Below are 13,015 nucleotides of genomic sequence, written 5' to 3' on the forward strand. Positions count from 1 at the left end.
GATCGGGGCGGATCGGGGAGGGGAAGGTGGCCATTTTTGCCCCCCGACTTGCAAAATGTGCCTCCGCGTGCCGGGCTTGCGTCAAAATGGATTCTCCTTCTGCCTTGTCTGACCGGGTTGGCTTGGGCATCATGTAGGATTGGTCGCGCCTGGGCACGACGGATTACCGAATCGAGAGTGAAGACATGGGTAAGTTTCGCGGGGGAATGGTTGGCCTCCTGGGGGTGCTGCTCTCCATGACGGGAGGATGTGCGCCGCTGTGGCCGGTTCCGTTGGTCTCCTCCTCGCCCCCCTCCAGTGGCAAGGGGGTTCAGCAATGGCCTTCCGGAACCCGCTACGAAGGGGAGTTTCGCAACGGGTTGCGCCATGGCAAGGGGGTGCATGTCTGGCCCGACGGGGCGCGTTACGAGGGGGATTTCCGCGACGGGCAGCGTACCGGGCAGGGGGTCTTCCGCTGGCCCGACGGCAGTTGGTACGAAGGGGGGTTCCTCAACGGACAACGCCACGGCTCGGGCATCTTCCACTATCCCGACGGTTCCCGATATGCCGGAGAGTTTCATTCCGGACGGCGGCACGGCAAAGGTTCCTACTTTTCCGCCTCCGAAACCGACGTGGTCTGCCAGGTGGTGCCGCGTCAGGAGGAGCAGGACTGGGTGGCCGGTTCCCTGGTGGCCTCGACCCAGGCCCGTCCGCCGGGGGCGTTGCCCATGGACGGAGAGGGGCCCTACGCTCCGCCTCCCGAACGCCTCACTCCCGGAGAGGGCAATGACGGACGCAAGCCCCTGCCGCCGGCCTTTGCCCGGCCCAGCATTCTGCAGGAGGCCCCTCGGTTGCAGGAGCCGGTTCCCGTCCAGGAAGAGCCGCTGCCGGAAGGAACGCCCAAGGTGAGCCGAACCCCGCTGATCAAAGGCGGCAAGGGGCTTCCCGCCAAACGGGCCGCTTCGACCGGAACCGTCCCCGCTTCCGACGGCCCGCCTGCCGTGGCGGTGATCAATGAACCCGCCAGACGGGGGGAGCGCAACGCTTTGCCAACCCATGTCGATTCGCGAACCCGTATCGCCTTCGTCTCGCTGCCGGGGGGATGTTTCACCATGGGGGATGCCACGGAGCCGGCGGACCGGATGCCGGCTCATGAGGTGTGTGTGGAGTCCTTCTGGATGTCGAGTCACGAGGTGACGCGCGGGGCCTGGCGGGAGTTCATGGGCGCCACCGGCAAGACCGGCGGTCCCGTGTTGCGCAGGAAGGCCGACGACGACTCCTGGCCGGTCGATTCCGTCACCTTCGACGAGGCGGCGGAGTTCATCAAACGTCTCAACGAATCGAGTCACGAACGCTTTCGCCTGCCCACGGAGGCCGAGTGGGAGTACGCCTGCCGTGCCGGCGCTCAAAGCCGTTATTGCGGTGGCGACGATCCGGGGGAGGTGGCCTGGTATCGCGACAACAGCGAAGGGGTCTCCCATCCGGTCAAGCAGAAAAAGCCCAATGCCTTCGGTCTCTACGACATGAGCGGCAATGTCTGGGAGTGGACCGCCGACTGGTATCAGAAGGATTATTACGCCTCGGCGGTCAAACACAATCCCAAGGGACCGGGCGGGGGAGCCATGCGTGTCATTCGGGGCGGGGCCTGGCTGGGAGAACCGACCTTCATGGAGGCTTCCCGACGCTTCGGATTCGAGCCGCATCGGCGTTTGAACCTGGTGGGTTTCCGGTTGGTGAGGGAGCCCTGATGGATTGGGGAAGGGGCGTTTGCCCGGTCCGCCATGAAGGCGGACCGGACAAGGGCGGCCAAGTCGAGGGCTGGCGGCTGGCGACTTGACCGCGACCTGCGGTTTCGGAGGGCAATCAGGCGGAGGTGTCCAGCGCCCCGCCGCTCAGACGGCTCACACCCTGGGCATCCAGCCCATTGCCGGACCGAAGAATCTCTTTCAACACCTGATCAACCAATACTTCGATAGCCCGGTTGACCTTTTCCGACTGCGGCAATGCGTTGACTTCCTTCAACTCCAACGCCACCGGGGGTGGATCCCCGCCGGACTGCGCGGCGGTGCGGGAGGATGTTGTCCGCACCGGGGTGGAATTGGTCTGCCCCATTTGATTCGACGCGACCGTAACCATGGCATTCACTTCGTAAAAGCTCGAGGTGGATACGCTATCCGTTGATCTATGAATCGGTTGTCCGCACGAGATGGTAAAGGGAATTTTGCGCCGGTCCGGGTGAAATTTTGAGAAGCTGATTGGATAGGAGCGTTTCCTCTCCGACCAGCTTCTCGAAGGGTCGGCAGCAGTTATCGTTATGCCGAAATGAGTTGCAAGGCTTGTGCCATCGGCCACGCAGGCCTTTTGCCGCCTTTCGGGGCCTCACGGGGGGGGATTGAATCCCCCGTGAGGCCATCAAAAGGCTGACACCCGTCAGACATTGGCGAAAATTTCCGGCGAAGGCAGGAACTGCCGGGTATTGATACCCCACTTGAGGGGATCCTCGAAGCCGACGATCTTGAAACCGCCGGGTTTGCCCTGCTGCTCCATGAGGTTGACTTCGACCGGGTGGACCGGTTTGTTCTTTTTGGTGTCGGCCACCACCTTGACCACCGGGAAGAGCAGGCTCTCCTTGTTGGGAATGATGACCACGGCCAGGTAGCCGTTTTCCAGCCGCACCAGGGTGCCGATGGGATAGATGCCCACACACTGCACGAACTGTTGGTAGAGGGTGGGGTTGAAGTGGTATTTGCTCCATTCCAGCATGCGCTTCAGGGCCAGATGGGGATCGTTGCCCTTGTGGTAGCAGCGGTCGGAGGTGATGGCGTCGTAGACATCCACGATGGCCGCCATCTGGCCGAAGGGATTGATGGCCTCCCCGGAGATGCCCAGGGGATAGCCGGAGCCGTCGTAGCGTTCGTGGTGCTGGGAGGCCACATGCATGCTGATTTCGGAGATGCCGGGGGAGTTTTCCAGGATCTGCTTCGAAAAGGTCACATGCTGCCGCATGATCTTGAATTCGTCGTCGGTGAGTTTGCCCGCCTTGTTGAGAACCTCCGGCGGGGTTTTCATCTTGCCGATGTCGTGCAGCACCGCGCCGACACCCACGTCCACCACGTCTTCGGAGGTATAGCCCAGGCTCTGGCAAAAGGAGATCATGAAGACCCCCACGTTCACCGAGTGCATGAAGGTGTATTCGTCCTTCTGCTTGATGAGGCTCAGGCTCAACAGGGCGTCGGGATTGCGCAGCATCGATTCCACCATGTTCTGCACCGAATCGCGCACCGGGCCCACGGCGACCTGTTTGCCCAGACGGGCGTCTTCCAGAACGTTGCCCACCAGTCGGCGGGCCTGGGATTTCACCTCGGCGGCCTTGTTCAGCTCCTTGAGCATGGTGACCTTCTGCACCGGCTTGGCCGAGCCGAACTCCTCGTCATCCAGGGCGGCGAGCTGGGCGGCGAGCTGGGCTTCCACCTCCTGACTGGTGGGGGCTTCCTCGCAATCGAGTCCCTTTGCGGTATCGATGTAGACCTCCCGCAGGCCGTGGTCGATCACCAGTTGCAGTTGGGTCTCGTTTTCCAGCTTCTTCTGGCCTTGCAGAAAACCCGGATCCTTGCCGGCGCAGCAGGGGTCCTTCCACTTGTGGTTGAAATCGTGGATGAACATGCCAACCTTGAGTTTTTCGACGGGGACTTTCTTGATCATGGCCGGGTTCCTTAACATGAACTCCTAAAAACGGTAAAAAAGCCAACGGAACGACATGGGCTGGAGATTACTCCCGCAGCTCGACGGAGGCAATATTTCCCGAAAGGACGGCAGACGAACCAAAACGAGGCGCCTCCCTGCGGGAGGCGCCTCGTTGAGGAAAAATAACGGTGAGAGGAGCCTTTAGAGCTGGAAGTAGTCGGGGCGCGGCATGACCTGCACCGGATCGACTCCCCAGCGGGAGGGCACTTCGTGTTTGAGGATGCTGAATCCGCCGGGCAGCTCCCGCATGGCGGCCAGGTTGATTTCGTAGGGGGCGACCCGTCGCGCGGTACGGGCGTCCATGAAGACGCGAACCGTGGGAAAGAGCAGGTCTTCCCGGTTGGAGCGGATGACCACGGCCAGCAGATTGTTGGCCAGACGCACCATCGAGCCGATGGGATAGATGCCCAGGCAGCGGATGAAGGCTTGCAGGACATCGCGATCCAACTGGACGCCGGCCTGACCCAGCATGGTCTTGAGAACCAGAGGGGGGACCACGGCGCCGCGATAGCAGCGATGGGTGGTCATGGCGTCGTAGATGTCGACGATGGCGGCCATGCGACCGGCAGGCCCGATGGCTTCGCCCCAGAGACCCGCCGGATAGCCCGATCCGTCCAGGCGTTCGTGGTGCCAGGCGGCCACTTCGGTGACCACCTTGGGCAGTTTGGGGATTTTTTTCAGCATTTCCAGGGTGGCGGGAACATGCTGCCGGGCGAGCTGCCGCTCCTTGTCGGTGAAGGGATCCGGCTTGTCCCACAGGGCGTCGGGAATGGCCATGCGACCGATATCGTGCAGCAGGCCGGCCAGGCCGAGGTCCGAGATCTGGGCGGGGGTGGCGCCCTGAAAATCACCCAGGGCCATGAGCAGGATGGAGGCGCCCAGGGAGTGCTGATAGGCGTAGTGGTTCTTGCGCTTGAGCAGGGCCAGGGTGAGCAGGGCGTCCGGCTGGCGTCGCAGGGAGGCGGCCAATTCCCGGGTGGCCTCCTGCAGGGGATCCAGTTGGGGGATGTCTCCGCGTTTGACGGCCTCGAAGCTTTGGCCCAGAAGGCTGTTGGTATGACGGAACAGGGTGGCGGCGGCGCCGAGGTCGGCGTCGATGGGGCCGGAATGGTCCCCTACGGCGCCGGGCGGCGGCGAGGGCGTTTCCGCGGAACGGGCGTCGTCCTCATCCAACGCGGCCAGTTGGGCCGCGAGTTCTCTTTCGATCTCCGCCCGGGTGCGACCATCGGTCTCCATGTCCAGGGTGGAGGAGGCGTCCGCTGTGGATCGTTGCGCCATGTGAAGGACTCCGGATAGCAGTTTGCAGCAATAATACCGCGTTACACTGTCTAATGATAATGTAAACTCCATCAAAGATGATAGGGAAATCGAAATCGATAAGCACCATGAAAGCCCCATCACCGCTTCAACGCATTCTTCGGCGCCATTTGATGCCGTCTTGTTCGTATATTTCGTCGCGAAGCCGGCCAGGGGGCATCAGGACAAGGCGCGCGACGCCTCGACGACCGGAATCGTGGCCGTTTCCACGGTGAGGATCGTCGAGCGGGCGCGATGCCGTCATGGCCGATCCGGGCCCGGTTGCAGCGGAAATTTATGAATAATACGGGTTGATGCGGGTGGGTGTGCTTTTTCGGTTGCGACGGGGCCTACGGCTGTTAGGATATGCCGACAGGTGCGGGTGAGACGCCGCGCCGGGGGCGAGTTCGAAGGATTATACGGATAACCGGCATGTATATCGACCACAAATTGGGTTTGGGTTTCGGGGCCATGGTTAGTCTGGTACTGCTGCTGGCCGGGATGGCCTGGCAGGATCTGCGGACTCTTTCCGGGCTCGAAAAGGAGAAGGATCGCCTGGTTCAGATGCAGGAGTCGCTGCTGGAAGCCCGTCGCAACGAAAAGAACTTCCTGTTGCGACACGATCAAAGTTGGGTCGAGCTGAATCGAAACTGGATGGAGCGCCTCGACCGGTTGATCCGGGAGCAGCAGGCGGTGGACCTGCCGTCGAACCGCGGTCTCTGGCAGGAGGCGGCACAGCGGGTGCGCGATTATCTGGAGTGTTTTGGGGAAATTGCCTCGGAGGCGGGCCCCTCCATCAGCGATAAGGCGGGGGAGGCGGAAACCCGCCTGGTTCCGCTGGCTCGTCGTCTGCATGCCCTTGTGGAGGGCCGCATCGCCAGCCAGACGCAAAGTCAACGGGAGTATCTCAGCCAGGCGGAGCGCTTCTACGCCGGTTTTGTGGTATTCGCCATGGTCCTTTCGGGGCTTCTGGTTTTTCTGGTCACCCGTGCCATCACCTCCTCCCTGAAGGTGGGTATCCGTTTTGCCGAGGAGATTGCCTCCGGCAATTTGCAGGCCCGCATGGGAACCATTCCCCGGGATGAGATCGGCATCCTTCTCTCCGCCATGCAGCGCATGGGAGAGGATTTGCAGAGGCTGGAGGAGGGTCAGATTCGCTCCCTGGCTTCCCGTCTGGCTATGAGCGCCTTGCTGGAGACCTCTCTGGAGCCGCTCTCCCTGGCGCGTCAGATGGAGGTTGCGCTGCACATCATTCTGACCATTCCGTGGCTGCATCTGCAGAACAAGGGGGCCTTCTTCCTGGTGGGGGAGAAAGGCGGTCCCATGCAGCTGATCGCCTGCCACGGGTTGGTTGAGGGGAATGTTCAACCCGACGAGGTGGTGGACCAAGAGCGCCACTTCTGTGAACGGGTCGCAGCCGAAGGCAGGCTGCTCTTTTCCCCCTGGGGGGATGCGGGGCATGATACCCACGGAGAGGGGTTTTCAGCCCATGGCCACTACGGGGTTCCCATTTTCCTGCGGGGGAGGGTGCAGGCGGTCATGCTGCTTTATCTGGACAGCGGACATATCCAAAACGCCGAAGAGGAGGATCTGCTGGCCAGTCTGGCTTTCACCCTGGCCGGTATTCTGGAACGCAAGGGACTGGAGGAGCGGCTGCAGCATCTGGCTCACCACGATCTCCTGACCGGCCTGCCCAACCGGGTGCTGTTCGCCGAGCATCTCAGTCAGTCCCTGGCCCTGGCTACCCGCACCCGGGATCTTCTGGCCCTCATGCTCGTTGATCTGGATCGTTTCAAGGAGGTCAACGACACCCTGGGCCATGCCGCCGGTGACCAGGTTCTGGTCACCGCCACCCAGCGCATCCGGGAGTGTCTGCGCGCTTCCGATCTGGTGGCCCGCATGGGCGGGGACGAGTTTGCCATCGTTCTCTCCACCGTCCCCGGCGCCGAAGCGGCGGCACTGGTGGCGGAAAAGATCGTGCAAAGCGTTTCCCAACCCATCGATGTGGGCGGGAAAATGGTTCACGTTGGAGCTTCCGTCGGCATCGCCCTCTTTCCCGAACATGCCAGGGAGGCCAATCCGCTTCTGGCCTGCGCCGATATGGCCATGTATTGGGTGAAGGAACATGGACGCAATAGTTTCAGTTTTTCAAAAAATCCGAAAATAGACGAATCCGGAGGTTAGGTGTGAAGCTGAACGGTTTATCCATTGGAGTGAAATTAATAGCATCCTACCTCGTGCTGGCCGCGCTGTTGCTGGTTGTCGGCGGAATCGGCTGGAGCAGCCTGGGACAAATGCGGGCCAGGACGGGGGAGCTGGTGGCAACCACCCCCTTCGGCGATGCGGCCCACGAGATGTCGCGGGTGGTGCGTCACGATCTCCATCTCCTCTCCCAGATGATGTTGACCTTGGAGAACGCTTCTCTGGACCGTGTCTGGGTGGCGCATGAAGAGCTGGTGAAGCGCTACGACGCCCTCGCGGATGCCTTGAGCAAAGGGGGGCAGGCGGAGGGACGCGAGATCCCGATGGCTCCGGAGTCCATTCGCGCCCGCGTGGCTCAGGCCGACGAACTGCACAACAACGCCCTGCAACCCCAGATGAAACTGGTGAGGGAACACACCTCGGCCATCTTCCAGGCCCGCGCCCAACTCGGGCAGGCCCGTAAGGAGCTGGAGGCCCTTTTCAAAGAGACGGTGGAGATGGCCTCCGAACTGGAGGAGAAGGTCAAGGAGCGCATCCAGGAGTTGTTGAGCAAAAAGGTGGATGGGGTGCGAATCATCGCCGTGGAGAATACCTGGGCCGACATGTCCATGGAGATCAAGGTGACTCTGGCCGAATCGCGTTATTTCCTGGAAGCCTATCTGAATGCTGCCGAAGGGAAGGAGAGAGAGGCGGCGGACCGGGGCTTCGCCGAGACGATCAAAACCTTCGATGAATGGATCGATGCCTTGCGCAACGGGGCCCAGACCGAGGAGGGGGCTATCGCCCGGGTGGATGTTCCGGCCTTGCGGGAGGTGGTCGAGAAGCTGGATGCCAACCATGGCCGCTTTCAGGAACAGGCGGCCCGCTTGATGAAGGCGGGGCGCGACATGAGTGAGCTGGAGCGCAAACGGCGGGATGTGGAGATCCGTATGGCTGAAGTCGGTGAGAAGATGTCGGCCATGCTGGCCGACGTTCGCCAACAGGCGGCGACGGCCATGTCGGGGATGGTCGCGGCGGCGGAAGCGACCTCGCAGTCGGCGACACGCACCACGGTGACGGGCATGGTGGCGGGCCTGCTGCTGGCTCTGGTACTGGGGGTTGGCATCACTCGGCACATCAGCGAGCCTTTGCGCGTGGCGCGGCAGAGTTTGATGACCCTTGCGGAAGGCAATCTGCGTATTCGGTGCGAGCTGGAGCGGGGGGATGAGCTGGGAGAGCTGGTGAAGGGAACCTGTCAACTGGCCTCGACGCTGCAGGGGGTGGTGACGGAGATCCAGGAGGCCACCCATCGGGTTCAGGGGGGCAGTGTGGAGATGGCCTCGACAGCGCAGGCCCTTTCCGAGGGGGCTGCGCAACAGGCGGCGGCCATCGAGCAGACCTCGGCTTCCATGGAGCAGATGAGCGGCAATATTCAGCAGAACACCGAAAATGCCGTGGCCACCCAAGGCCTGGCGCGGCAGGCGGCGCAGGATGCGGAGAACGGTGGTCAGGCGGTGGCGGAGGCGGTGGAGGCCATGCGGCAGATTGCCGGCAAGATCGCCATTATCGAAGAGATCGCCCGGCAGACCAATCTGCTGGCGCTGAATGCGGCCATCGAAGCGGCTCGGGCCGGGGAGCACGGCAAGGGTTTCGCGGTGGTGGCGGCGGAGGTGCGCAAGCTGGCGGAGCGCAGCCAGACGGCGGCGGGTGAGATCGGGGAGCTTTCCGCCTCTTCCGTGCAGGTGGCGGAAAAGGCGGGTGAGATCATCGGCAAACTGGTTCCGGATATTCAGGAGACGGCGCGACTGGTCCACGAGATTGCCACCGGCAGTCAGGAGCAGAGTCAGGGGGCCGGTCAGATCAACGCCGCCATCGGCCAGTTGGACCAGGTGATTCAGAGCAATGCGGGTGCGGCGGAACATCTCTCCGACTCGGCGCAGGCGTTGCGCGAGGAGGCGGAACGGTTATCGGGGGCGATTGCCTTTTTCAAATGAGGAGCGTTGCAAAACTCCCGCCGCAAGGCGGGAGTTTATTTTAAATTCTATGACGTTCAATATTTTATCTTTTAAATATCAAAAAAAGAAAATGTTCTATCCTTTGACTTTTCCGTAATTATTTGCTTATGTCGATCTCGCATATTTCTTCTCGGTTATGTAATTGGTCGAAATGAATTCGAGCAACTCATTAGGGCGTGTTGACATTCACCATCTTTCGGCCCCTGGCCGCGTTGCAATCCGGTTCGGAATGCTCATGTAGGCGAGCTACACTCCGCTTCCTCACCGTCTTGCGCCTTGCCAGGAACCAAAATCTGGCAAATGTCAACACGCCCTAGGACTCCACGCAGCATGATCGCCTCAACGGCGAGAGGACAAGTCCCAGGGCGCTGCCCTGGACCCGTCGGGGGGGATAATCCCCCCCGAACCCCCGTATGCCTGAACGGATTCGATTTCGAATGGCCTTGTCGGACTCTCTCCGGCAAGGCCATTTCGTTTCACGGCGTTTCCGTTTGGGCCGACGACATGCCGAAGTGAAAGAGCGGCAGTGAGGCCAGCATCAGGGCCGCAATGACCAGAAAGGCCGTCTGGTAGCCGAAGGCCCCGACCAGCACCCCCCCGAGAATGGGTCCGGAGGCGTGGCCCACGTCGAAGAGGGTGCCGAAGACCCCCATGGCCGTGCCGTAGTGTTTCTCTTTGCAGATGTCAGCCACCAGCGCCGCCGTGGAGGAGGTGACCAGGGCTTCTCCCAGGCCGAAGAGCAGGGCCGGGCCCAGCAGCATCCAGAAACCCTGCAGGGCGGGAATGACGGCGATGGCCGCCGCACAGGCCACCATACCCCCGAGAATCAGGGGTTTGCGGCCCCGCTGGTCCGAAATGCGCCCCATGATCGGTTTGGCCAGCAGCACCGCAGCCACCTGAGCGCCCCAGAGCAGACCGGCCTGAAAGGCGCTGAGGCCCGCCACCCCGACGGCAAAGAGGGGCAGAAAGGCTTCCAGGGCGCCCATGGCCAGGTTTTGCAGACCTTCCATGCCGGAGGTCAGCACCACCCTTCGGTCTCCGCCGACCTCGCGAATCCCCGAGATGAAACGGCGAAAGCGCTCTCCGGGAGAGGCGTGCGCCACCTCTTCGTGTTGCAGCAGCCAACGCAAGGCCAGCAGCAGGGCCAGGGTTCCGGTGATGCCGCAGATCAGATAGATGGTGTCGAAGGCCCATCGGGGGGGCTGCCCCTCCGGCCCGGCCCAGGAGAGCAGGAAACCGCCTACCGGGGCTCCCAGCAGTGTCCCGATGATGGCCACGGAGGAGAACCAGGAGAGCCACTCCCCCTTGCGGCTGCCCGCGATGTCCGCCACAACCGCCATGGCCACGGGGCCGTAGATGGCGGTGGCCAGCCCGTGGAGAAAGCGCACCATGACCAGGTGCTGGTATTCCGTGATGGCCAGATAGGCGAAGGGCATGAGTGCGAAGAAGAGCAGACCGGCCAGCATGGTGCGACGCCGTCCGATGACGTCGGAGAGGGATCCGGCGGGCAGTTTGAAAAAGATGCCGGTGACGGTGGAGATGCCGACCGCCAGCCCCACGGCTTCGGGACCGGCGCCCAGAAAGAGGGCGAAGAGGGGCAGTACCGGATTGCGGGCCAGGGCGTAGGAAAAACGGGCCAGAAAGCTGACGGAACACAACGATCCGAAGATCAGGGCGGGTGACGTGGCACTCATGGCATCTCCGGGATGGGGAACCGTAACGAAAATCGAGGAGTCGGGGCTCCGAGGGGCCAACGGATCACCCCTCGGACCCCTTCGACCCTTTTGGCCGCATCATTCAGTGCTTGACGCGATCGAAAAAGATATTCTTTCCGAAGACGCCCAACGGAATGCCCATCACAACCTCGGCGGCGATCAGTCCCAGGGCCCGCGCTGCCGCGCCCACCCGCTGCTGCACCCGGTTGTCGATACTGAGCATGCTGCCCACTTTGGCGGCGGAGGCCAGCGCCACGCCGATATCAAACATGCGCATCACGCAGTGGGGCCCGGTGTAGCCCATCTCCTTGACCTTCTCCTCCCGTGCGGCGCTGAAGGCCGCACAGGTCGGATAACCACAGCCCCCGCAATCGTATCCCGCCGTGGTGAAGCGACGCAAACCCACCAGCACCAGGGCATCGCAGGCGGCGATATTGGCCGCATCCCGCAACCAGAAAGGTTCGTTGGTGCTGTCCGGGGCATACTCGGCCATTTTGTCGGCAATGCGCTTCAGCACCTCCTCGTCATCCAGCACCACGATTTCGAGAAAATCCTTGCCGCCCGCCTTGGGCGCCGTGCGCATGGAGGCCGCCATCAACTTGGCCGCCATGAGGGAAGCCTCTTTCATTGTTTTCTCTCCTCTCGGTAAACGCCATGGAACCGCCCTGAGCGGGACACGCTTGAAGAATGTTGGCAAGAATGTTATAGCAACTGCTCTGTTATAGTCAAAGCAAATGTAGCAATTGCACTATTGGAGATGCCCATGCCCGGACAGCGATGGACCCTGCTGATACACAACATCCCCCCCCGGCCCGCCTATCTGCGCAACAAGGTGGCCAATCGGCTGACGGCGTTGGGAGCGGTGGCGCTAAAGAATTCGGTCTATCTGTTGCCCGACTCTGCCTCGGCGCGGGAGAGTTTCATGTGGCTGGCCCAGGAGGTGGAGGCGGGGGGTGGCAAAGCCTTCGTGGGGGAGGCGTTGTTCCTGGGAAGTGGGGTGGACGCGGGCATTCGGGCCGTTTTCGACGCAACGCGCAGTGCGGATTACCGACCGCTGCTGGAGCAGGCGGAGGCGTTGCGGCAAACCCTGAGCGCAGGGGGGCATGAGGAGCTTGAGGGGCTCCGGGCGGCTCTTTCGGGGCTGCAAAAGCGGGCGGAGGCGGTGGCACGCCTCGATTTTTTCGGGGCGGAGGCGGGGGAGAGGCTTCGGGGGATGTTGACCGGGCTGGAAAGCCTGTTGAGCCGTTTGGCGCGAAATTCCGCAGACGGGGAGGGGAGGCAACAACCCGGCGCCGCCGATTTTCGTGGCCGGGTATGGGTGACCCGCGCCGGACTCCAGGTGGACCGCATGGCTTGCGGCTGGCTGATCCGTCGTTTCATCGACGCCGAGGCCCGTTTCCGTTTCGTGGAGGGTTGGGAAGCGGGGCTCAAGCCGGGGGAGGTGGCTTTCGACATGCCGGGTGGGGCCTTCAGTCACGAAGGAGAGGAGTGCAGCTTCGAGGTGATGGTGCGTCGTCTGGGTTTGGAGAATCCGGGGTTGAACCGTCTGGCGGGGATAATTCATGATCTGGATATCAATCCGGGGGAGAAGATTCACGCCGAAAGTCCGGGTTTGGAGCGGCTGTTGGCGGGGATTGCCCGAACGGCGCGGGATGATTTGGAGCGACTGCGGCGCAGCGGGATGGTATTGGAGGAGCTTTATATTGGCTTATCCAGCGAGTGAGCGAATTACAAAACCCCACGTGCCAGGACACAAAATATTCTAAATTTACTGCCTTTCAATATTTTATCCTTTAAGTATCAAAAAAAGGAAATGTTCTATCCTTTAATGTTTTGTTTTGATCGTTTTTGAATAAATGCTTCACGTTTTGTAAAATAGTCTATAAAAAGACACTAATAACATCTTAACCAATCCAGACAAGTAAAAATAAAACGTCAAAAGATAGAACATTTCCTTTTTTTGATGCTTAAAGGATAAAATATTGAAAGGCAAAATTTAGAGCTTGAGAGCTTCCTCGGTCACCCCGTATGCCTAGGGCGTGTTGACATTTGCCAGATTTTGGTTCCTGGCAAGGCGCAAGACGG

The 13,015-nt window shown here is 61.5% G+C and carries 9 protein-coding genes; 4 read left to right on the forward strand and 5 right to left on the reverse strand.

The features are described 5' to 3' along the window. Positions 1 to 185: 185 nt before the first annotated feature. The gene (locus HQL56_12790; GenBank protein ID MBF0310396.1) at positions 186 to 1,727 is read left to right on the forward strand and encodes an SUMF1/EgtB/PvdO family nonheme iron enzyme; all 1,542 of its coding nucleotides are present in this window, start codon (positions 186 to 188) and stop codon (positions 1,725 to 1,727) included. 115 nt (positions 1,728 to 1,842) lie between these two features. Here the strand turns inward: HQL56_12790 and HQL56_12795 are convergent, their stop codons facing one another. From HQL56_12795 to HQL56_12805, 3 genes are all read right to left on the reverse strand, one after another. Then, positions 1,843 to 2,115: a hypothetical protein gene (locus tag HQL56_12795; GenBank protein MBF0310397.1), complete on the reverse strand. Its 273-nt coding sequence runs from the start codon at positions 2,113 to 2,115 to the stop codon at positions 1,843 to 1,845. Positions 2,116 to 2,409: 294 nt separating this feature from the next. Beyond that, positions 2,410 to 3,681: an HD-GYP domain-containing protein gene (locus HQL56_12800; protein ID MBF0310398.1), complete on the reverse strand. Its 1,272-nt coding sequence runs from the start codon at positions 3,679 to 3,681 to the stop codon at positions 2,410 to 2,412. 183 nt (positions 3,682 to 3,864) lie between these two features. After that, complete coding sequence (locus HQL56_12805) at positions 3,865 to 5,001, reverse strand: HD-GYP domain-containing protein (GenBank protein MBF0310399.1); 1,137 nt, start codon at positions 4,999 to 5,001, stop codon at positions 3,865 to 3,867. 450 nt (positions 5,002 to 5,451) lie between these two features. On the opposite strand from HQL56_12805, the gene HQL56_12810 reads away from it, so the two are divergent. Both HQL56_12810 and HQL56_12815 read left to right on the forward strand, forming a co-directional pair. Then, entirely contained in the window at positions 5,452 to 7,203 is a 1,752-nt protein-coding gene (locus tag HQL56_12810; GenBank protein MBF0310400.1) for a diguanylate cyclase, read from the forward strand. Positions 7,204 to 7,205: 2 nt separating this feature from the next. After that, the gene (locus tag HQL56_12815) at positions 7,206 to 9,194 is read left to right on the forward strand and encodes a hypothetical protein (GenBank protein MBF0310401.1); all 1,989 of its coding nucleotides are present in this window, start codon (positions 7,206 to 7,208) and stop codon (positions 9,192 to 9,194) included. A gap of 497 nt (positions 9,195 to 9,691) precedes the next feature. On the opposite strand, the gene HQL56_12820 is transcribed toward HQL56_12815, so the two are convergent. Both HQL56_12820 and HQL56_12825 read right to left on the reverse strand, forming a co-directional pair. Further along, positions 9,692 to 10,909, reverse strand: coding sequence for an MFS transporter (locus tag HQL56_12820; protein MBF0310402.1), 1,218 nt, complete (start codon positions 10,907 to 10,909; stop codon positions 9,692 to 9,694). Between the two features lie 103 nt (positions 10,910 to 11,012). After that, entirely contained in the window at positions 11,013 to 11,558 is a 546-nt protein-coding gene (locus HQL56_12825; GenBank protein ID MBF0310403.1) for a hypothetical protein, read from the reverse strand. A gap of 129 nt (positions 11,559 to 11,687) precedes the next feature. Here HQL56_12825 and HQL56_12830 point away from each other — a divergent pair, with 129 nt between their 5' ends. Continuing rightward, positions 11,688 to 12,653, forward strand: a complete 966-nt coding sequence (locus tag HQL56_12830; protein MBF0310404.1) for a chromate resistance protein — start codon at positions 11,688 to 11,690, stop codon at positions 12,651 to 12,653. Positions 12,654 to 13,015: the final 362 nt, after the last annotated feature.

The organism is Magnetococcales bacterium, assembly GCA_015231925.1.
In the GTDB taxonomy this organism is placed as follows: domain Bacteria; phylum Pseudomonadota; class Magnetococcia; order Magnetococcales; family JADGAQ01; genus JADGAQ01.

Coding starts and splice junctions, on each gene's coding strand:
- HQL56_12790 (MBF0310396.1), top strand. CDS start 186: ATGGGTAAGTTTCGCGGGGGAATGGTTGGCCTCCTGGGGGTGCTGCTC.
- HQL56_12795 (MBF0310397.1), bottom strand. CDS start 2,115: ATGGTTACGGTCGCGTCGAATCAAATGGGGCAGACCAATTCCACCCCG.
- HQL56_12800 (MBF0310398.1), bottom strand. CDS start 3,681: ATGATCAAGAAAGTCCCCGTCGAAAAACTCAAGGTTGGCATGTTCATC.
- HQL56_12805 (MBF0310399.1), bottom strand. CDS start 5,001: ATGGCGCAACGATCCACAGCGGACGCCTCCTCCACCCTGGACATGGAG.
- HQL56_12810 (MBF0310400.1), top strand. CDS start 5,452: ATGTATATCGACCACAAATTGGGTTTGGGTTTCGGGGCCATGGTTAGT.
- HQL56_12820 (MBF0310402.1), bottom strand. CDS start 10,909: ATGAGTGCCACGTCACCCGCCCTGATCTTCGGATCGTTGTGTTCCGTC.
- HQL56_12825 (MBF0310403.1), bottom strand. CDS start 11,558: ATGAAAGAGGCTTCCCTCATGGCGGCCAAGTTGATGGCGGCCTCCATG.
- HQL56_12830 (MBF0310404.1), top strand. CDS start 11,688: ATGCCCATGCCCGGACAGCGATGGACCCTGCTGATACACAACATCCCC.